The 21,790-nt window shown below is 60.3% G+C and carries 11 protein-coding genes and 3 pseudogenes; 3 read left to right on the top strand and 11 right to left on the bottom strand.

Going from position 1 to position 21,790, the window contains the following annotated elements; genetic code table 11:
• Positions 1–151 precede the first annotated feature (151 nt).
• The 3 genes from AC6R19_RS09490 (at position 152) to AC6R19_RS09480 (ending at position 2,730) form a co-directional block, all read left to right on the top strand.
• Positions 152–340, top strand: coding sequence for a family 43 glycosylhydrolase (locus AC6R19_RS09490; RefSeq protein WP_500579560.1), 189 nt, complete (start codon positions 152–154; stop codon positions 338–340).
• Positions 341–344: 4 nt separating this feature from the next.
• Positions 345–1,667: a glycoside hydrolase family 43 protein gene (locus AC6R19_RS09485; RefSeq protein WP_500579559.1), complete on the top strand. Its 1,323-nt coding sequence runs from the start codon at positions 345–347 to the stop codon at positions 1,665–1,667.
• A gap of 73 nt (positions 1,668–1,740) precedes the next feature.
• Positions 1,741–2,730 carry a family 43 glycosylhydrolase gene (locus AC6R19_RS09480; RefSeq protein ID WP_500579558.1) on the top strand — a complete coding sequence of 330 codons (990 nt, stop codon included), beginning with the start codon at positions 1,741–1,743 and terminating at the stop codon, positions 2,728–2,730.
• A gap of 89 nt (positions 2,731–2,819) precedes the next feature.
• Here the strand turns inward: AC6R19_RS09480 and AC6R19_RS09475 are convergent, their stop codons facing one another.
• The 11 genes and pseudogenes from AC6R19_RS09475 to pelA form a co-directional block, all read right to left on the bottom strand.
• Positions 2,820–3,914 carry a pectinesterase family protein gene (locus tag AC6R19_RS09475; RefSeq protein WP_500579557.1) on the bottom strand — a complete coding sequence of 365 codons (1,095 nt, stop codon included), beginning with the start codon at positions 3,912–3,914 and terminating at the stop codon, positions 2,820–2,822.
• 131 nt (positions 3,915–4,045) lie between these two features.
• Complete coding sequence (locus tag AC6R19_RS09470; RefSeq protein ID WP_500579556.1) at positions 4,046–4,798, bottom strand: rhamnogalacturonan acetylesterase; 753 nt, start codon at positions 4,796–4,798, stop codon at positions 4,046–4,048.
• A gap of 194 nt (positions 4,799–4,992) precedes the next feature.
• Positions 4,993–6,606: a pectate lyase family protein gene (locus AC6R19_RS09465; protein ID WP_500579555.1), complete on the bottom strand. Its 1,614-nt coding sequence runs from the start codon at positions 6,604–6,606 to the stop codon at positions 4,993–4,995.
• A 239-nt stretch (positions 6,607–6,845) separates the two neighbouring features.
• Complete coding sequence (locus AC6R19_RS09460) at positions 6,846–9,830, bottom strand: TonB-dependent receptor (protein WP_500579554.1); 2,985 nt, start codon at positions 9,828–9,830, stop codon at positions 6,846–6,848.
• Positions 9,831–9,935: 105 nt separating this feature from the next.
• The gene (locus tag AC6R19_RS09455; RefSeq protein WP_500579553.1) at positions 9,936–11,963 is read right to left on the bottom strand and encodes a fibronectin type III domain-containing protein; all 2,028 of its coding nucleotides are present in this window, start codon (positions 11,961–11,963) and stop codon (positions 9,936–9,938) included.
• 201 nt (positions 11,964–12,164) lie between these two features.
• Positions 12,165–12,344 (bottom strand): annotated as a pseudogene (locus AC6R19_RS09450) (pectate lyase); the annotation flags it as partial.
• A 52-nt stretch (positions 12,345–12,396) separates the two neighbouring features.
• A pseudogene (locus AC6R19_RS09445) lies at positions 12,397–12,489 on the bottom strand (hypothetical protein); the annotation flags it as partial.
• 67 nt (positions 12,490–12,556) lie between these two features.
• Positions 12,557–12,799, bottom strand: a pseudogene (locus AC6R19_RS09440) (pectate lyase); the annotation flags it as partial.
• Between the two features lie 373 nt (positions 12,800–13,172).
• Positions 13,173–14,957: a rhamnogalacturonan acetylesterase gene (locus AC6R19_RS09435; RefSeq protein WP_500579552.1), complete on the bottom strand. Its 1,785-nt coding sequence runs from the start codon at positions 14,955–14,957 to the stop codon at positions 13,173–13,175.
• A 78-nt stretch (positions 14,958–15,035) separates the two neighbouring features.
• Positions 15,036–18,218 carry a pectinesterase family protein gene (locus AC6R19_RS09430; RefSeq protein ID WP_500579551.1) on the bottom strand — a complete coding sequence of 1,061 codons (3,183 nt, stop codon included), beginning with the start codon at positions 18,216–18,218 and terminating at the stop codon, positions 15,036–15,038.
• Positions 18,219–18,626: 408 nt separating this feature from the next.
• Positions 18,627–21,665 carry a pectate lyase gene (pelA, locus tag AC6R19_RS09425; protein WP_500579550.1) on the bottom strand — a complete coding sequence of 1,013 codons (3,039 nt, stop codon included), beginning with the start codon at positions 21,663–21,665 and terminating at the stop codon, positions 18,627–18,629.
• Positions 21,666–21,790: the final 125 nt, after the last annotated feature.

The following is a 21,790-nucleotide window of genomic DNA, read 5'->3' as shown; positions in this document are numbered from 1 at the left end:
TTCGGGCGAGTAAATGCACCGAAAAATCTGTAATGATTAGCCCGTCCTTGCTTGCACCGTGTCCCGTTGGACACGGTGTTCTTTTATTGAGGCCAGCACAGTGGATTCGTTTTCCAGGATGAGTATCGCCACGCTGCTTTTTTGGGCTCAGGTGGCGCTAGCCACGACGGATGACGGCTATACCAACCCCGTCATCCACGCCGACTACTCAGACCCGGACGCCGTCCGCGTCGGCGACGATTTCTATATGATCTCGTCCAGCTTCAATCACGCCCCGGCGCTGCCGATACTGCATTCCCGCGACCTTGCACTGGAAGCTGATCGGCCATGTACTGGATAGGCAGGTGCCGGGATCCCGCTACGCGGTGCCCCAGCACGGCAACGGTGTCTGGGCGCCGAGCCTGCGCCATCGCGAGGGCAAATTCTGGGTCTTCTACCCGGATCCCGACCAGGGTATTTTCGTCACCACCGCCGAGGATATCCGCGGGCCCTGGACAGAGCCGCACCTGTTGCTGCCGGGCAAGGGCATTATCGACCCCACGCCCCTGTGGGACGACGATGGCAAGGCCTACCTGATGCACGCCTGGGCCAAGAGCCGCGCCGGCTTCAACAATATACTCACGTTGCACCGCATGAGCGCCGACGCGCGCAGGGTTCTCGACAAGGGAAAAGTGGTGATCGACGGCAATAAACTCCCCGGCTATCGCACCCTGGAAGGGCCCAAGTTCTACAAGCGCGATGGCTATTACTATGTGTTCGCGCCCGCGGGTGGTGTCACCCAGGGCTGGCAATCGGTATTCCGCGCAAAAAATATTGACGGCCCCTACGAGGTCAGGGTGGTCATGGCCCAGGGCAATACCCCGATCAACGGCCCGCACCAGGGATCCTGGGTGGGCACTGAAAGCGGCGAGGACTGGTTCCTGCACTTCCAGGACAGGGACGCCTACGGCCGCATAGTGCACCTGCAGCCGATGCAATGGCGCGACGGCTGGCCGGTGATCGGCACGGACCCGGATGGCGACGGCCGCGGCGAACCGGTGCTGAGCCATGCCAGCCCTAAAGTTGCCGAAGCTTCGCCGGACGTCTATCCGCTTACCAGCGACGAGTTCGATACCGAAACACTGCTGCCCCAGTGGCAGTGGAACGCCAACTGGCGGGATGACTGGTACTCGCTGACGGAGAACCCTGGCAAGCTGCGCCTCTTCGCCCAGCCCGCGGCCGTGGATACGGCGAATCTGTGGGGACAGCCGTCGCTGCTGCTGCAGAAGTTCCCCGCGGAGGAGTTCCGCGTGCACACCAAACTGCAACTGGCGGGCGAGAGGACCGAGGCCGGACTGCTTGTCTACGGCACTGACTACGCTTGGCTGGGAATGCGCCGTGAAGGCGGCAAAAACCAACTGGTTTACAGTGTCTGCATCGGAGCGCGGAGCGGATGCAAGACACATGAGGTAATAGTCGAGGATCTGCCGCAGCCTCAGGCGGAAGTGGGGATCAGCGTCTTTCCCGAGGGCCGCACCGTGTTCTCCTATCGCAAGGCGGATGGCGACTGGAAAACCCTGGATGAGGGTTTTATCGCCCAGCCCGGACGCTGGGTGGGTGCCCGCTTCGGCCTCTTCGCTCTGGGTGACAGCGGCCACGCGGACTTCGATTACCTGAGGGTCGACTGATCTGTGTTGGATCGCTCCTGCACCATGCCCCCTTAACCCCACTTAGTAGCACTGTCAACCAGGGAAAAGAACAATGAACCGGCTCTCCTTCTTTATAGCAGTATTGCCGTCGCTGATGTTGGTCTCTTCAACCAGCTTTGCGCAAAACCCACTGGATTTCGGCAGCAATATAAGAACGGCCGACCCGTCTGGCCATGTCTGGGCCGATGGAAAAATGTACCTCTACACGTCCCACGATGAAGAGTGCCAGGAAGATTTCTGGATGAAAGACTGGTACGCCTTTTCGTCGGACGATCTTGTCAACTGGGAAAGTCACGGTCCCATTTTGTCGGTGGACGATCTCTCCTGGGCGGACAATTATGCCTGGGCACCGGACGCGGCCTACAAGAACGGCAAATACTATCTGGTCTTTCCGGCGGGCACGGGCGTGAAGGACCGGCAGAATCCGAAGAACAGCACCAAGTGGATGGGGATTGGTGTTGCCATAAGCGATTCACCAACCGGCCCCTTCAAGGATGCAATCGGCGGGCCGCTGTGGAGAGATCCCTACGCGAATGACCCCAGTCTTTTCATCGACGACGATGGCAAGGCCTATTTGTATTTTCATGGTGCCGGTAAGGACTACCATGTGGCGGAGATGGCGGATGACCTGCTGAGCGTAAAGGGCGAATTCCAGAAAATGGATATGGGCGGCTATGAGCCGAAAATGGAGGGGCCCTGGGTATTCAAGAGAAACGGGATTTACTATTTCACCATGCCGGAAAACAACCGGGTCCTGACTTACTACATGAGCGATTCACCCAAGGGGCCGTGGAAGTACCAGGGCGTCATCATGGAGGAAGAGGCCAGCAGCAACAATCACCACTCCATTGTCGATTACAAGGGGCAATGGGTTCTGTTTTATCACCGCTGGCTGGAAACGCCGGAATCAAATTGTGGCAAGAGGCAGCGACACGTTGCCGCCGAATATATCCACTTCAACGACGACGGAACCATTCAGACAGTCGAGCGGACCGATGAGGGTATCGGCGACTTCCCCCGCAGAATGGCGGAGGCGGAGTAATCGTAGGGTGCGCCCCGCGCACCGGTTGGTCGAAAGCGCGCTACTCCGTGGTGCGCACGGCGCATCCTACGGAATCCGGCTTCACATGACTAAAGGTGCGGAGTCCAGTCCCCAAGGATTTTTTCTCGCGTGTATTCCCCGGCCTCCTCAGTGGTCAGCTGTCGACGCTTGGGGCCTGCCGCAGCCCCGGGGCCGCGGCTTTTGTACTCGAAGAAGCGGGAACCCTCCGGTGTGAATACCGCGCTTTTGGTCCCGTCCCGGGCGGTTCCACGCATCGAGGCCCAGCCGTCCCGGGCTATGTGGTCGTCCATCCAGGTGTTGATAAACACACTCGCGCCTATCGCATCCGGGTCCGCGTAGCGGCCGTCGGCGAAGTTGGTGGTGGGGTGCCAGGGGCGGCCCAGGGGAACGGAGCCCGCCGGGACACCGTCTTCCTTCAGCAGGCGGCAGTTCAGGAATACCAGGCCGAAATCATTGTGGATATTGGTGCTGGGGGCGGTGACGTAACCGGTGGTATCCATTTCCCGGGCGCGCCTGCGGTTGACGATATCGCTGTTCTCGAACAGCGCGGTGCCCGCGCCAAAAATAAAGTCCACATTGCCCTCGATGACGCTGTCGAGGAAGTAGCTGCGGCCGCTGTTGGCGTAGAGGGTATCCTGGTAGCCGGACAGACGCACGTTGCGGAAGGCGGCGCGGTCGCTGTCTTGCGCCAGGGTCAGGGCCACCGCCTGGGTACCGCCTACTTTTTCCGTGGCATCCGGGTCCAGGGCGTCGTTGGCGAGGAAGTCGAAACCGTTTTCTATGGTGAGATCTTGCGCGCGGAAGCCGGGCGCATACACGGAAAGGGTGGCGGAGCGGAAGGTGCCCCAGGTTTCGTCCGATCCAGGCATCTTCTGGCCGGCATAGGCGTCGTAGGCGATCACCGTGTTGTCCCGGTCTTCGCCCAGCAGGGCGATGTTGGGCTTGTCCACGGTGAGCTTTTCCCGGTAGTGGCCGTTGCGGATATAAATGGTATAGGGCCTGTCCGCCGCGGCCGGTGCGGCTTCCAGGGCCGCGCCTATCGTTTGGTAAATTTTTTGTTCGGACTCAGTGCCGCCCTCCGGGTCTACGATGGCCTGGTAGTCGGGATTGGCCATGGCAGAGTGGAAAAATCCAGTCAGAATGGCAGAGATCAGTAAACGCATAGCGGCTTCACCGGATTTTGTTGGTGCTTCTGTAGGAGCGGCCCATGGCCGCGATCGGAGTAGGGGGTTACCGGAAAATCGATCACGGCCATGGGCGGATAGCCGCCCCCGCCGTTCCTGTATGAACGTTGTCAGTATTTGAAGGTCAGGTGCTTGGCCTCCGGCTCGCGCAGTTTTTTAGCCAGCGGGTGGCCCATTTTTTTCATTTCCTTCAGTGCCAGCTGCGCCACTTCCCGCGCGCCCAACTGGTTCAGGTGGGTGTCGTCGCGCACGCCGTTGGGATAGTTGGGGTGGGTGTCGGGCTTTATGTGCAGGAAACGCAGGGCGGAGTTCTCGTTGCCCTGTTGCTGGAAGTGTTCGCGGGTAATGGCTTCCATATCGATAAAATCCACCTTTTCCTCCTCGGCCACTTCGCGGCTTAGCGGGGCGTAGGGGTGGGTGTGTTTGATGGTGCCGTCTTCGTTGAAATAGCGTCGGGTGATTGGGCTCATCAATAGTGGCGTGGCGCCCTTGGCACGGGCTTCGCGGATAAAGCGGGCCAGGTTGGCCTTGTATTGTTCCGGGGGCGTGTAGCGATCCTTCTTTTGTTCCGACTCGTCGTTGTGGCCGAACTGGATGATGACGAAGTCGCCGGACTGCAGGGACTTTTCGATACTCTCCCAGCGCCCCTCCTCGATAAAAGTGCGGGTGCTGCGGCCGTTCATCGCGCGGTTTTCCACTTTGATACTGTCATCGAAAAACAGCGAGAAGGGCATACCCCAGCCGGTTTCCGGGTGGTCCTTGACCGGCTTGAAGGCCATGGTGGAGTCGCCAGCCATGTAGATGGTTTCGGCCTGGGCGAGTACCGGGAAAATGAATGGGAGAATGCAGAGTATTTTTTTCATCTCTAGCTCCACGGAGCTTGGGCAGGATGGGCAAAACGCAGCGTGCCCATCATGCTGGTGGTTGGTGGACACGCTGCGCTTTGCCCATCCTACGAAATTACACTGTAGGAGCTTGTTTGCAGGTGCACATTGCCGGGCTTCGTCAACGTACTTTATTCGCCTGCAAGCAGGCTCCTACATCGATAGCGTGTTTGTTACTGGCAGGACACCTTGCCCAGGCCCAGTACATAGTTCATATCGTTGGCCAGCGGCGAGTTGAAGGGCGCTTCGCCGTACTTGCCCGCGGTGGCGCTGACGTAGTCTGCCAGTTCCTGGCCGGCTTCGCTTTTCACCGCGTCCACTGAATAGGTTGGTGCCTCGACGGTGCCCCAGGCCACAGTGATTTCCCGAGAGTCGGAGGTGTCCAGGTTGCAGGCGCTGTCGGAATGCCACACGATGGTGCCCTCCGCCTTGAAGCTGCTATTGTTGCTGCTGTTGTCGTCACTGTAATTATCCCTCGCCAGGTCTGATTGCAGGCTGTCCAGCGACACGCCGTGTTCCGTGTTCATCAGCAGCACATTGTCTTGCCACAGCACCTGGGCGCCCCAGCGCGCACTGAACACATCCTTGCGATAGTTCATGAACAGGTTGTTGAACGCATGGGTGCGGCCGCGGCGAATCAGCGGTACCCGCCGGGCGGTACCGGAGAAGGTGCTGTAGAGACCGTCGCGGGTGACGAAAGCGTTGTGGTGCATGGTGGTGCGGATGTCCGCGTTTTCCGTGCGGTCATCACTGGAGCCGTGCAGGCTTGCGCGCTTCACGTCCATCAGCCGGTTGAAGGACATGGTGATATGGTGGGCGCCGCGCTTGACATCGAAGGCGGAGTCGCCGGTCAGGTCGAAGCTGTTCTTGTGGATCCAGATATCCCGGGAGCCGCCGGTGGAGCGGATCATATCCGGATCCAGGCCGTGGTCCTCGGTATGGCCGGCGCCGCGGAAATCCAGGTGGGTCAGGATCACATTGTCAGAGCCGTTACTGTCGGTGCCCACCGCGAAGCCGTTGAAGCGGAAATAGGCGTTGCTGAGGCGGCCATCAATGGTCTTGTTGGCGCCGATCACCGGGTTGCGGATCGGCAGATTGCCGTCGTTCAGGCGGGTGTTGAAGAATTCCGTCAAGCATGCGCTCTCGGTATCGAAGTCGTTGTCGGTGCACCATTGGCGGTAGTCGATACACTGGGCTTCGTCGGCGACGCCGATTGCGCTCTGCACCGAGGCGTCGCCACAGTAGTTGCGATACATGGCGACTTCGGTTTCGTCAGCGAAATCGAATTTGTCGAATACTATCCAGTTGTGTCCGTCGCCATCGATGGCGTCGAGGATTTGCTCTTCTATTGTGCGGCCCTCGGCATCGCTTGCCTGATCGACGATCACGGTCAGTACGCTGTTGCCGTTCGGGTCGTAACCACCGAGGGCCTTTTCACCGTAGCCGATGGCGCGCCCCAGGGTTTGGGACAGGCACTCGACGATCTCCTGGTCCGTATCCAGTTCCGTGGAATCACGCCAGTTGACATTGGGATCGGTGGCCAGGCTCTGGCAGGCTGCGCTGATATCGGCGGAGCCGGGGTTGCCACCGGAAGAGGAAGTGGAACTGCTGCTGGAAGACGAGGAACTCGACGAGGAGGAGCTGGAGGAGGATGAGCTCGACGAGGACGAACTGGATGAGCCGGTGTCATTGGCCGGCGGGATGGTTTCATTGGAGCCCCCACCTCCGCCGCAGGCGGAGAGCAGGAGGGAAGCGGTCAGGGCCAGTGGTAAAGCACAGAACTTCATCGTCGAATTCCTCACGACTTGAAACAATAACGCTTGTGGGAGGACGCGAGGCCGCCGTGGGGGGCGTTCCAGATGATGTGCCTTCGTTCACCCCAATTAACTTCATATTTATCTTGCAAAAAATTGCCTCGTGGTACTGCGATGCGAGGCGGATTCCGAAATGCTTCCGGCATGCCCGCGGCAAGGGAAAAATGGCCCCGCGAGTACGGGGCAAGTACGGGCATAGGGCGCTCAAGCGTTTAGAAATCCATGGTCAGGCCCAGCTGGTAGCCGGGCCCGTATTGCTCTACGTCGAAAAGTATGCGTCCGCCGGAGAACTGGTTGCCGGTGAAGTAATACTGGTCGACATTGTCGGTGATGTTGATGGCATCCAGGTAAACCCGCACATTATCCATTACCCGATATGTGGCCTTGATATCGAAGGTCACCGACTCGTCCTGGTACACGTCCGCCCAGGCCTGGCACTCGGTCGGTAGGCCGGACAGGGCATCCGCAGCCATGTCTGCCTCGGTACAGCTGCCGATGCGCTTCAGGATTTCGCTGGTGTAGTTGGCGATAAAACGCAGGGAAAGGTCGTCGTTCTCCCAGCCGAGGGTCAGGTTGGCTGCCATGTCAGCCTGTTCCGGTAGCTGGATGTTGTCGGCGCGCACTGTATCACCCACCTTGCCGTCGCTCTTCTGCAAGGTGAGGTTGGACTGGATGAAAATATTGTCCAGCCAGCGACCAATCTTGTGGTCCTCCCAGCGGCCGTCGAAATACTGGCTGTAGCTGAGTTCCGCACCGTACACCTTGGCGCTTTCACCATTCAGGTAGGTGTTGGCATTGGTGATGGTGAGGTCGGCGGGGATGTTGAACAGGGTTACCTGCTCTACCGGCAGGTGGAAAGGGAGCTCAGAAATACGCACATCCACACCGGTGGCATCGACGATAAAGTCCTTGATGTCCTTGTAGAAGAGGGCACCTTCGAGGAAGGTATCCTCGCCGTAGTAGCTCAGGGACAGGTCCAGGTTGGTGGCCCGCATCGGATCCAGGCTGGGATTGCCGATGCGCACCGAGTTGTCCGGAGACATCTCGAACCACTGCGCCTGGTAGTCCAGGTCGCCACGAGTGGAACCGATATCGGCTGGATCCTCGTTACAGCGCTCTTCACCGGTGTAAGCCGGATCCGTGTTGCAGAAGACCACGCGGTCGGTCACCTCGAAGAAGGCGCGGCTCTTGCCGAAATCCGGGCGGCTGAAGCTGGTCCAGAGGGCGGCACGGCCCAGCAGCTTTTCGCTCAGCTCGTGGCGGTAGTGCAACGCTGGCAGGAAGTTGTTGTACTTATTGCCGACATTGTCCAGCGGCAGGGCTATATCGAGGGACTGCAGGCCGTCGCCCTCCTCGTTGCGGTCGTTGCGCAGGGCCATGTAGCCGGTGGACTCAAACTCGGTGCGTTCATAACGGGCACCGGCTATCAGGGTGGCCTCCGGCAGTACCTGGAATTCCGCCATCAGGTAGGCGGCGGAAGTATCTTCGCTCAGATCGTAGTCCAGTTTGGTGGAATCCACCTCGCGCTCCGCCTGATCGTACTGGTCGCCGATGGCCCGGGTGGCGGCGAGCAGGCGTTCGGCTTCACTCCGGGTGATGAACGCGTGATCGAAGTTGGCGTTCTCGGGGATATAGGTGGCGAAATCCCCCAAGGTCGAACTGGCCAGGTCCTCGCACACGGCGTCGTCGCCGCAGCCGGCATCCGCCTTGTCGTCAGGCACTATGCTTGCGCGGTTTTTATCGTTGCTGCGATCCCGTTGCTGCAGCTTGACGCCGCCCTTGATGTAGTTGAGGAGACCGCCATCCGCCCAGTCCTTGCGCAGATTGAGGGCGAACTGGTCCACCGCGTCCTCGCGCAGACTGTCTTCCAAGAAGAGGTTGTCGTAGCGCATATTGGCCTGGGAGACTTCGCCGAACTGGTAGCCTGCGCCATCCTGGCCGCCGGTGCCGGAGACGCTCTTGCCGCTCACTTCCTCCAGCCAGTCCCGGTCCACTATCTGGCCGTTAATGTAGCCGTCGCCATAGCGACCGATGGCTCCCAGTTCGCGCACGCGGAACTGCACCCGACGGCCGTCCGGCTTCTCATTTTCGCTGCGGGAGGTTACCAAGTCGTAATCCACCTCCCAGCCGTCGCCGAAGCGGTTCTCGCCGCCGAGAGCGATGGTGTTGGTGCTCACCTCCGATTCCTGGATGAAGAATTGGTGCTGCAAATCCACGCTGCCGCCGCCGAAGACATTGTTACCCGGATCCAGGTAGACCAGGTCGTCGGAGTCGCTGTAGTTGTAGCGGTAGTACTCGCGCAGTGCGATATCTTCGTCCGAGTAGCTGGTGTGGTTGATTTTCAGGTGGTAGCGGCTGTTGTCGCTGGGCTGGTACTCGAGGTTCAGCAGTGCCGCCACCCGCTCGCGCTCGGCATTTTCCTGGCGGGTTTCGAACTCCCAGGGAATCAACATGGTTGTACCGTCAACGGTGACGTGCCGGGGGAGTGAGGTGGCGTGGTGGCGGGTCTCATAACCCTGGGTCACGCGCTTTTCCTGTGACACGGTATAGGCAACGCCGAGGGTATCGTCCAGGAACAGATTGGTGCCCTGCAGGGTGAGCTTGGGGGAGTTCTCCTCCGCTTGGTCCTGATAATAGCTCTGTGCGCGTATCTTGAAGGTGTTTTTGCCGCGATCCAGGGCGGACAGGGTCTTCACATTGATACTGCCGCCGATAGCGTCTAGGTCCATGTCCGGGGTCAGGGACTTATTCACCTCGATGGATTGCAATACGTCGGAGGGCAGGCTGTCCAAGGAGAAGGCGCGGTCCTCCAGGGTTTCATTGGCGCCGCCACCGGCGTTCGCCATGGTGCCGCCGTCCATGCGCACGCTCACCATGCCCGGGCCCAGGCCGCGCAGGGAGACGAATTTACCCTCCCCCTCACTCTTCTGCAGGGTGATGCCGGGCATCCGCTGTAGCAGCTCCGCGGCGTTCTGGTCGGAGAAGTTGCCGGCATCGTCCTGGGTGACGATGGAGCTGAAGTTATCCTTGTTGCGTTCGGCGGCACGGGCATTGACGTCGGCGCTGCGCACTCCTTCCACGTAGACTTCTTCCAGCGACGCATCGTAGTCGGTGTTTTCACTTTCCTGTTGAGAAAATGCCTGGGCACTGGCCAGTGCGATGGCCAAGGGCAGGACTTTTTTGCTTTGGAGTTTCATTATTTTCTCTCCTTGCCGGGCAGCGCGGTTGTTTCGCTGCCGCCTTTATTTTTTTGCGCGGACCCTCGGGCCCCGCCGTTCGCCTGCAAGCAGGCTCCTACAAGATTACGGTGCGGGGGCGTAGGCGCCGAGTTCGCCGATACCCTCCGGCAATTGGCCTGCGAGTTCGGCGGGTGTCATGGCCGCGGTGCTTGCGTCATCGGTCCAGATCAGCCAGTCCACATCAGCTTTGAAAGCGCTGGAGCTGCCTTCGCCAATTCGCAGGCGCGGGGAACTGCTACCACCGTCGCGGCCGGTACCGCTGATTTCTGTGGATGTCGTGTCACCGGCGAACAGGTGGGAGATATTCTCGCCGTCGCGGTAGACGCGTGCGGTGATGTCTGCCGCTGTGTTCAGGGTGAAGGCGAGGTGGTAGATGTGATAGCCGTCGTCCTCGGTGTTGTCCGGGTCCTTGTCCATGGGGACATCGGCCTGGGCGGTCGCAGATCCGTCGATAAACTTCTCCAGTTGGATGCGCCCTTTCCGGCCATCGGTGTCTCCCTGGTCCGGACGAAGGATGGCCTTCACCCGGCGACCGTCCTCCTCGCCGAAGGAGATCTCCACCTCGAAGCCGCGATAGTCGCTACTCGGTGTATTGATCCGGCCTATCCATGTGAAGTGGCGCGGGTAGCCGCTGCTGGAATCGGCCATAACGCCGCTGAGGTCGGCGTTGGGTTTCAGCGCCGTGTCACTGGTGGTGTCGAGGCTGGTGGTGCCGTCCTCATTGGCGGTGTAGTAGAGCTCGTTGCCTTCGCTCAGGGTGAAGTTTCCGATCTCGCTGCCATTCACCACCACGGCTCCGGCCTCATTGGGCGCCAGGCAGCCGTCCCACACGTCCCACGGAATGCTGGTGCTGACGGAGGTTGTGGGCGAGCAGCCGGCGGGCTCTTCGGGCGTGGCGGCGGCAGAGGGGCCCCAGTCGCCGGGGCCGGCGGCATTGACCCCGCGCAGGAACACGAAGTACTGGACTCCATTCTCAAGCCCGTCGATCTGGTGACTGGTTCCGTCGATGCCCTCGATCAGAGTGGCGCCTTCGATGCTGTCACTGGTGTTGTATGCCAAGTCGTAGGTGCTGGCCTTGAGCAGGCTGTCCCAAGTGGCGGACAGGGCACCGTCGCGGGGGGTGAGTGCCGGTGCGGATTCCGGGGCGTCCGGCGGCGCGGCGTCGGTAAAGGTGTTACAGGCTGGTAAATTGGCTTGGCCGTTGTCGCCCTGGGACTCGATCAGCAGGTCGTCGATGATCACCTGGACGCCACCGCTGCTGGGCACGCGGAACTGCAGGAAGGAGGTGGCACTGCCAATCTGGTCGCCGCCGGTATCCTCGGGGACATTGATCTCGAACCGCTCGCCCGCCACCAGGTTGTCGGTGCTGGCGGCGAGGATACGCGGGCTGCTGTGGATGGAGGTGCCGGTGGCGGTGCTGCTCTGGTTGCTGTCGACGTAGACCTCCAGAGTGCCGCCGGTGCCGCGCACCGCCTTGACGCAGAAGGAGATCCGGTAGGGCTGGCTCAGGTCGAACTCTCCCCAGCTACCGGTTTCGGCGGTGGCGTCGCCGGCGGTGGAGTCTCTCTTGGGATCTGTGTTTTCCGCACTTTTGGCGGTGGGGTTGGCCAGCTCTGAGCGGGTCTGTCCGACGGTGACACGGGCGTTGCTGATCAGCAGGGACGGGTTGCCGTCGTCGCTGACGATACCCAGGCGGGCTTCGTGATCCACCGTGATGTTGGCCGGATCCGGGTTGTTGTCGTCCTCGAAGAAACAGCAGGACGGGTACCAGAGGGCGGGGTAGGAATCCTCGTAGTCGCTGTTCTCCTGGGCCGTCATCAGGCTTTTGTACTGGGCGCTGAAGAAGTAAATGGTATCGGCCTGATCGAAGGCGGTGAACAGGCCGTCGCCGAAGTCTTCGTGGAAGGGCAGCGGGGTGTTGGCTATGCCGTTGGGCGCATCGACCGGTGCTTCCTGCTGGGCTGGCGGGTCCAGGGCAACCACGTCCCCCTCGTTATTCGAATCTGCACCTCCACCGCTGCAGGCGGTCAGGCTGGAAAGCAGGAACAGGGATGCCGCTTTACCGGCATAAGGCTTGGGCCAGGGTTTCATGGTGGCTCCTCTCTAGGTCATCGCTAATTATTTTTATCGAGCTCGAGTGCACAGAGGCTCGGTTTTGGAAACCGCTTTGGATAGGCAGTGTAAGCAAATTGGCTTGACCATATCAAGTGGTTTGTGACTTTGGTCAAGCCTGATTGGTTGCCATTTGTACGGATTGGTGCTTTCTTGTCGATTGATGCTCTCGCTGGGCCGCTACCCCTGTTCCCCCTCGAGTCGAGCCCGCCAGCGGCAGTAGTGCTTCTCCAGCTTGGCCGGCGTGGTGCGGTACCAGCCGTAGCCGAGCCTGCGCTCCTCGGACAGCTGCATCACATCGTGATAAACGTTGCCGTCGCGGTCGCCGAACAATGGCTCGTTGGTGGCCGGGTCGCAGAACCTGGCCCAGGTGGGTTTGGTGTGGGTCCGGGATCAGGCCGTCGCGCCTGTCCCAGTGCAGGCCGTCGATGCGCGTGGTGCGAAACCAGGCCATGGCCGCTTCGACCGCCTGCACCAGTTGCGCCGGGGGATCCGGCTGCTCCATCAGGAACAGCAGATTGCGGTGCTCTCACTCGTGGACAGCGCCGCCGGCTCGAAGGCGCGGGTTCGAAGGTGATGGGATTCTGCTGTGCGCCCCAGATGGTGCGCCGGCCGTCGACCGGCACCTGGCTCGCCAGCAGCCCCTCGACGCCGCGGCTCACGGCCCTCTGCGCTCTGAAAGAATTCCGCAGGCGCTTCCGGATCGAGGCCGAAATCCCTGGCGCCCTGGTGATCACCAGCAGCTTGCGGAGGTCTCTGGTGTCCGGGGGTATCTCCCGCCCTATCTGTTCCAGTTCGTGCCTGATGCCTTCCATGTCCAGCGCCCACAGTTTATCCGAGCGCTCGCGCCAGGCCGCCACTGAGCCTCCGCGCCTGTCTCCGCTGCCGTCCCGATTTTTTCTGCGGGTTGGTTTTCGGCTTCGCTGCCCCTGCCGTCGCTTTCTGTACCGCAGCCGGCCAGTAACAGCGATGACGACAGCAGTGAAACAAACAGGGGGGGCGGTAAGGCGCACGGGAAGAAATTTCATGGGGGTTACTGCTCCTGTTTGGGCGCGTTTTCGGCAAGCGCGGAGGAAAGGAAGTCGTCCAGCTGTTGTGCCCGGCCGGCGCCGTATGAAGTGTGCATGAATTGCGCATGATTGTTCTCCCCGAAAGGCCCCGCGCCGCGGGGCCTGGCTTATTTCAGGTTTATTCCCCGCTGGTGCCGTTTATATTGAAATCGTAAATGGCGAGGTACTTTCCGGTGTTGCCGGCGGAATTCCATGGGAAGATCCGTACGTACAGGGTATTCTCCGGAGATACCGGAATGGTCACGCCATACTCCTTCAGGGTCATCGTATCCTTGGTAAAGGACATGGCTTCATCGAGCCTGACCGGGTTGCTGAAGTCGCCGGATAGCGAATACTCGATATCCGCCTGTACCGTCGAGCCGCCGCTGGAGGTGAGGTAGGCGGAGATGGTATCGACATAGAATGTCTGCGACTCGGCGGTGACGGCGAACTGCAGGTAGCGGTCATCGCTGCGGGCGACCATCTCGGGTCCTTCCACCCGGTAGCGGGCAACGCTGGTATCCTGCCCGTCCACTGCCAGCGTCTTGGTGCTGCCCGCCTCCAGGTTGTTCGCCAGGGCATCGCTGGCGCTGACCATGCCGTCGCTGATGGCGGTGGTGGAGGAACCTTCGGTAAACCAGCTGGAATAGGAATCCACGCCTTCGCCGGCCGCGACGCCGGTGCCCGACACGGCCACTTTGCCCAACTCGGTGCCTTCCAGTGCAAAGCTCACGTCTCCCGTATAGGCTTGCTCGTTCTCCGCAGTAAATTGCACGTAGAGGTTGGAGGTGAAAGCGCCATTGGTGAAATCAATGGCAGTGGAGCTGCTCCATACCCCGGAGTCCGCGGAATCGCTCAACAGGAATCCGCCCGGTGCGGTTACATCGACGGCGCTGGACTCCGGCTCGAGGTCGAAGGCGGAAATGGTGAGTTTTTTGCTGTTGGGAACACCGACATGGCGATTTCCCCAGTCCAGGTTGTCGGGGCTGGCCACCAGGTAGGTCGCCTCGACAATATGTTCCTCCATCAGGCCATGGGACTTCAGGCCCTCAACGGCGGCCCTGGCGATCAGGGTGGCAAAGAGTACCTGCGGGTGGGTGCTGTCGGCAGCGATGTACAGGTGCTCCGTGGCCGCCTCGTCACCATAGCTTTCCACGATGGCTTTGGTCTCGGCAGTGAGGTCCACGAGCGGCACATCGTACGCCTGCGCAACCGCTTTCATCGCGGCCGGGTAGTTGCCCCGTGGGTGCTCTTCTCCGGTATTGGCGACTTGCAGGTTGTGCTGCCCTTTTTCGGTAATGGAATCGCCGCTGAAGTATTTGCGCACTATCGGTGTCATCAGTATCGGCGTCGCGCCTTTTTCCCGTGTTTCGAGCACATATTTTTTCAGGAACTGGTAATACGAATGTTCAGAGTCGATACAGTTCTCTCCGTCTTCGGTGCCGTCGCTACAGAAGGCATAGGTGCCATACTCTTCGTAGTCGCCGCCGGTTTTCTGGTCGTTGTGGCCGAACTGGATGATGACGTAATCGCCTTCTTCAATGCTTGTCAGAGCTGTCGGCCAACGGGAGGCCTCGTAGTAGAAACTGAGGGAACTGCGACCGCCCCTGGCCCAGTTGATGATCTCCGATTCCTCGCTGAAGAACATCGGCATTGCCTCACCCCACCCCATCTGAGGTCTGCGCTCTTCGCCGTAATCGGTCATGGTGGAGTCGCCGAGCATATGGATGGTCGGCGCTTCGCCGGTGGCGCCGCCGGAACTGCTCGAGGAGCTGCTGGAACTGCTTGAAGAGCTGCTCGAAGAACTGCTGCTTGAAGAACTGCTCGAGGTGTCGTCGGGGTCCGAACCGCTGCCGGAGGCACCGCCACAGGCGGCCAGGCCGGCACACATGATCACCGCGAATACGATTTTTCTTATGTTCATGGGAGAACCTCAAATCGAATTATTAAATTATTTAAAAGGAGGTTGCGGGCCGGGTAATTCCCGACCCGCTGCTGTTGCTTATTGCACCAGTTGGATGTCTTCGAAGGTGAAGCTCTGATTGTCGTAGTAGGGTGCGGCGAAGAGGCCTACTTTCACCGTATCCGGCAGGCCGGTACCGGTGAAGGTATTAGCGCCTAACTGGCTGTAGCTGGCGCCGCCGTCAGAGGAATAGTGGACATAGTAGGCCTGGCCCTGGCGTTCCAACTTGAAGTAGAGGTCTTCGCCGGGAGTGACTACGTTGCCACCGTCCTTGGCCCAACCACTTCCGTCCTCCAGCACATGTCCGTACTGAGTCACCCAATCGGTGCCTGACAGGTGCATGCCCACATGTGCCAGCGGTGAGGTGGTGCCACTGGTGGTGTCGCACTCGCACATCATCAGGCCCACGGGGAACTGGTTCGCAGCGTAGGGCACGCCGGCGGACTTCAGCTGGGCGGTGAGGACGAAGTCACCGGTGACTTCCTGCGATACCAGGTAGAAGCTGATTTCCGTGGTTTCGAACTTGCCGTCGCTGGCGGTGAAGGTGACGCTGGTATCGGACTGCGCATCTATACTGCCGCTGGCGGTGATTGAGCTTCCGCCGCTGCCCATCACCAGGCCCGTATCGCTCCAGGTTTCGGTCGAGCTCGCCGGATCGGCGCAATGGTCGTCACTGGTGTCCTCCGGGAGGGGATCCCAGCCCTCGCCGGCGTTCCAGCCGGCGAAGACCTGTGCCCGCGAACAGAAGCGTTCGGCCACTTCCGCCTCGCTCAGCAGATAGCAGCTGCCGTCGCCGTTACAGCGATTGGAGAGGTCCAGCGGGCTGCCGGAGAGGTCCATGCTGCCGTACTCGCGCCAGCCGGCATCGGCACTGGCGGTGGCCGGGTTGGGGGTCCGGTCCGGATGCCAGCCGATATCGGCCACGTGGGTGTCCATCATGGTGTTGATAAAGGCGATGTTGTCGTAGTAGCTGCTGCTGCCGCCACTGCGCGCCAGATAGTGGGTGCCATCACCCACGCCTTCATCGCGGGTCAGGGCGGAGTTCAGGAACACGAAGCCCGGCGAGCTTTCAGCGGTGCGCGCCTGGAGCAGGTAACCGCCCTGGCCACCGTCGGTGCGGGCCAGGGTGCGGATCTCGCTGTCTTCGAACACCGCCGCCTGGGCCGTGCCCCAGATGAAGTCCACGTTGCCAGCCACCAGGCTGTTGTAGAACCAGCTCCACCCTTTCAGCAGCAGGGTGTCCTGCTCGCTGATGAATACGGCGTTGGTGGCGATGAGGCGACCTCCGTCGTTGTTGAAGTAGATGGTTTCCGCCTGGCCGCCCTCGCCGATCAGGGTGGTGTTGATCAGGGAGAGATCCTTGAGGGTGAGCATGTCGGCGCTCTCCGCCAGGAAGATAGGCCGTGTGCTGGTGCCGGGATTGAGCGCGTTGTTGTTGCTGTAGCGGATCACCGTCGCCCCGGAACCTGAGCCCTGGATGGTGAGGTTGTGCTTGCCGCGCAGGAACAACACCTCGCGGTAGTCGCCCGCGCTGATGGTGATGGTGGCCGGGTCGTTCGCGCCCACATTCTCCATCACATGGTTCAGCGCTCCCTGCACCGTGCGGAAGTCTGCGGTGGTGCCGTCGTCGTCCACCGTCACGTCGGCACCGCTGGGGGCGGCGGTGCGGGTGGTGAAGGTCCAGCCGGCGTCTTTGCCCAGGCCCACAAAGTCGGCGCCGTTCAGCTGTACGCCCTGCACCAGGTTGCTGCTGATGGCTACATAGTACTCGACACCGTAGTCCAGTGCGCCGGTGTGGGGCGAGATGGTCAGGGTGTTGCCGTCTATCTCGAACGGATTGACGTTGAGGGTGCGAGTATTGCTCTGTCCTTCGTAGCCGAGGGTGTCCGTCTCGCCGCCGGCGCGGATGGCGTCCACCTCGGTGTCGTCCTTGGCGCGGAAGATGCGCACCGAGCCGATCTCGGCGAGGGTGGGAGCGCCGTCGAAGGTGATGCTCAGGCGGGTGTCCTCGTACTCGTTGGTATTGCCCGGAACCGGGCTGACCCGGGTGCTGAGGTCGCCGTAGGTGGCGGTGGGCATTTCGAAGGCCTTGGCCACGCTGACTTCGATGGCCTTCTGCAGGCTGGAATCGGAGCCGCTGGTAAAGGTGACGGTGGCATCGCCCTCGGCCAGCGGAGTCAGGGTCACTGTGTTGTCGGTGACATCCACGGAAACCGCCGCCTTATTGCTGGACTCGACGGTAAAGGTGTCGGCAGTGACGCCATCGCTCTGTATCGCGGTGACGTTCACTTCCAGCGCCGGATCGCCGGCGGTGGTAACCCAGGTGGATTCCGCATAGTCCAGGGTGAGCTGCACCGGTTTGATGCTGGGGTCGCCCACCTTCACATAATCCACCTCGAAGGAGCGGTTATAGGTGAAGAAGCCGATGCGTCCGGCGGTCTGGTAGAGGCTGTCGGGGTCGGTAAAGGAGCCCAGTTCCTCGCCGTCGAGGTAGAGGGTGACAGTAGAGCCCACCATATCGAAGCGCACCGTGTACCAGGTGCCGTCAGTGCCGCCCTGGGTGCCGAGCTCCAGCGGCTTTTTCGTCTGTGCCAGGCGACTGACGCCGCCACTGGTGGCCAGGCCCGCCTCAACCTGGGTGGTATCAGGGGTGTTCTGCATATTCAGGCCGCCGAAGTACCACTGCAGCGGCCCCTGGTAGCGGCCCATGGCGAACAGGTACTTGTTGCCGGTGTTGCCGTTGGCCCGCGGGCGTATGCGGTATTCCACGGAGTAGTCCGCGGGTACGCCGGAGAAGGCCGCCTCCTTGGCCAGGATCAGCTCGCCCTCGCTCAGGTTTTCGCCGCGGGTGCCAGCGGTGAAGCGCAGGGACTTGCCGGCATCGCCCTCGTCGAGAATGTCGAATTTGCCGGGATTCTCCAGGCCGTAGCCGTCGATCACCGCATCCCAGGTGTCGGCGAATTCGCCGTCTTCGAAGTCGTCGCAGAAATACAGCCCGGTTTCCGGGCAGGTGAAGGCGGTGGTGCCGCCGGAACTGCTCGAGGAACTGCTGGACGAGCTGCTGGAGCTGCTTGACGAACTGCTGGAACTGCTCGACGAGCTGCTGCTTGAAGAGCTGCTCGAGGTACCGCCGGGGTCCGAACCGCCACCGGAACTGCCGCCGCCACAGGCGGCAAGCCATCCGGATAGGACGATTAGTGCGAGTAGGGAAGGGGTTTTCATGGGACTTGCTCCTCATCATCTTTATTCTTTTGGTGAGCAATACCGCAGGCCGCTTATTGTTATTGGTCCGGCCAAATTGCCGGGCGAGGATAGCTTTGCTTTTCATGGTAAGTCCAGTTTGGACAGTCCAATTTAGACTAAAGTCTAATTCCTTTGTGGATACACCTATAGCCGGGGAGCTTGCTGTCCACGGCCGGCCCTTGGGGATGTGCTGCACCAAAAAGGCGCCCGGCGGGGCGCCAATGGCGATGCGTCGACCAGGGGGATGATGGGGCCAGCTTCAGCTGGCCGAAGGCCGAGCCACAAGGGGGGAGTCATCGCCAGGACTAAAAAGCCGTTGTTTGGAAGCGGCTTTAAACAGGGATTTTTGTGGTTCGGAATCTGCCTCGCCGGGGGAAATTTTGTTTGTCAGTAACCGACGCTCTCGGCATAGGAGATTATTTTTTCTCCGTAACTGCCACCCCAACTATAACCTTCGCGGCGCTCTTCCGAGATATCCATGATGTCATCGTACTTGCCACCATCGCGATCACTGAAGAAGCCTTCGTTGGTATCCAGGTCGTAGAGGCGATACCACATTCTGTCGCCGGGTGAGTGAACGATTTTTTCTGCGGTGGATTTATCGTAGGTGTAATCCTCCAGGATGGTCTCCGGACTGCGATACCAGGCCAGGGCGGCTTTCACTGCGGTTTCAATTTCCGCTGTCTGCGGTTGAGTCATCAGGAAACCGATGATTTCAACCGATTCACTGCCGCTGATTGATTCAAGTTCGTAGGCGCGTGCGGATTTCGGCAGGTAATCCGTTGCATCGTGCTGCGCACACCAGGCGGTCAGTACACCGTTTTGTTTCCACTGCGAACGCAGGATATATTCCAACCCTTTGTCGATGGCAGCCCGGAATTGTGCGCGGTCACTGCTGTTGAATATATCGCTATCAAAAGGTACTGCAGCTTTCTCGGCGTGATACAGAACCGTCAAAACGCGCGACATGGCGTCATCGTTAAAGGTGACGTGATCTGCGTAGCCACCTTTCAGGGGGTAAAACTGCGGCCAGCCACCTGTGGAATATTGCATCTCCAGCAGGTAATCCATCGCCTTTCTGGCGGAATCGCGGTAGCTGGCATTGCCCGTGCGCTTATACATTTCCGCCATGTAGGTCATTTCCGTTGTGGTCGCGCCGTTGTCGATGGTGGCGGAACCGCTGCCGCCGCTGCCCATGCTGCTGTAGGACTGGTTTTTCGGCCAACCGTCGTTGTCGTACTGATGGGAGAGAATAATATCCGCCTGGCTGGTGCTCAGGCTCCACTCCGTCAAATACTTGTTGAAGCGGTCGTGTACCGGGTTGCCCTCCTGTGATAGCAGCGGGGCGCTGGCGCTGCCACCACTGCTGCTATAGCTCGGCACCCAGGAGCCAAAGATACTGTCCACGGTATAGTCCGCAGCTTCCGCAAAGGACAACTGCCTGGACTGGGACACCCGCTGCGAAGTATCCGCGCCGGGCCCGCTATTCTGGTACTCGGCAAAACGCGCGGTATCCAGCGTGTTGCTGCCCATGGGTCTCCAACCCTCAGGCAGGATATGTGCACCCAGCTCCACGCCCAGATAGGTTGTCGAACCGTAGGGACGCCAGTTCCTGCCGAGGGCAACACTGTCGTCGCTGACGGAAGAGGAGGCTGTCACCTGCCCGCCGAGGAAGACGATGCCGTGGGGCTGTGCCTGGTCCGTGCTGGGCGCGGTAATCGCCGTTCCGCCGCCGACACTGTGAATCACGCAGTTATCGAAGACCGCAGTGGCGCCACCGAAGATATAGTCGACGGTGCCCTCGACATAACAGTCCTTGAAGTACTGGGAACCGCTGTGCACATAGAGGGTATCCTGGTTGCCGAGGAAGCGGGCATTGCGGAACTGCACCCGGTCCGCGGCGATACGCACGGCAACCGCCTGGATCCCCGGGCCGTGACTGTTTTCCATGGTGATATTTTCAACCGAAATATCGTCCGCATTGATGGCAATACTCGTACTGCCGGAAGTGCCGAGCGTGCCGCCGTTCCCGTCCGGTGTATCCGAGGCGTCGTCGTAGGTCAGAAGGGTTGCAGCGGTTTGCCCGCTCTCGCCGCACAGGGTCAGGTTCGGCCGGTCGATAAGGAGTTTTTCGCGGTAGACGCCGGGCTTGATGCGAATCTGTGTCGGCTGGCTGTTCGAGGACGAAACGCTGTTGATCGCGGCCTGCACCGTGCTGTATTGCCCGCTGCCGTCCTGAGCGACCGTTATGACCGGTACACCTGTGACGTCATTACAATCCTGTGCGGTGCTGGCACCGCAGGCTCCCGGGGCCAAACTGCCGCCAGTAGCCGCCAGGGAGTCGATGTTGGGCAATCCGTCTGCGGTTCGCGCAATCAACCTGATGGTGTTCTCCCCCGCCTGCAGGGGAATGGTGACGCTTTCGCTGGTCCAGCTTGTCCAGGCCCCGGTCGAAGTAAAATTGACTGTGCCCGCTAGGGAACCGTTCACCTCGATATCTGCAGGGCGATTGCTGGCCGACGCATAGCGGATGTCGGCCTGTACATTCTGCGCGTAATCCGCATCAAGGCTGTAGACGACACCTGCCCCGAGTTTATTGTCTGTATTGACAAACCCACTGCCGGTAAAACCGCTGTGATTGCTATCTATTGAACCATCCACCGAGCAGAAACCGTCGCTTTCCTGCAGGGCCAGCGTTGTTGTGGTGGCGATAACCGCATCATCACCATTGGAATTGAAGGCGTTACCGCTGGTATCGGTGATTTTGATCCAGTAGTAGGTGCCATCGGCCAGGTCGCGGTCGGTGTAGCTGTTTCCCGCGACACTGGCGGCGATGCGGGAACGACCCTGCGGGTTTGGATCGGTATTGCGGTAGACGGATTGGTATGCGACGTCGATATTGCTGACGTCCCAGTTCAGGGTCGCGTCATCACCGGAAACACTCACGGCGAGGTTTACGCTTCCGCTCGCACCGGAAGAGCTGTTTTCATAGGTTTCGAACTCGGCAACCGCCGGTGTGCCGTTGCTGCTCTGGATGACGAAGTTCAGCTTGGTGAGGCTGGTGCTGTCGAAATTGATTGTGCCTGCGCCCGAGCCCTCTGCAAGAATGTCACCGGTGTTGTGGTTGACCATCTGCCACGAACCGATATTGCCCTCGAAGCCTGTGGCCTCGCGAATCACTGCGCTGCTGACAGTGGTCGCCGAAGGCCATTTCACGGATACGCGACCCGTTGAACCGTCGGGGGCCCAGTAGGTATTGATGTCGCCATCAATGACATTGCCATAGCTGCTGCCGCTCACCTTCGATGAGCCGTCGGCGCCGGCGCCTATGGATAGATTGTCTGTTTGTGCTTGCAGGCTCGCAGACCCGAACAGGAATAGCGTGAGCCCCAGGCCATACAGGCCCTTTTTCTTTGACGTGATCATTTCTTTAATCGCCTTGTTATCGATTATTGGAAAGGCCGCGGGAGTTTCCCGGCATCGCTGTACCACCGGGATGCTGGCTGCCAACATGAAAAATTGGCAAAACCAAATTGGATTCAGAGTGTTAG

It is taken from the genome of Microbulbifer sp. SE14 (assembly GCF_059834885.1).
Note: the sequence above shows the minus strand (reverse complement) of the source record. Positions and strands in the feature narration are given on the sequence as shown.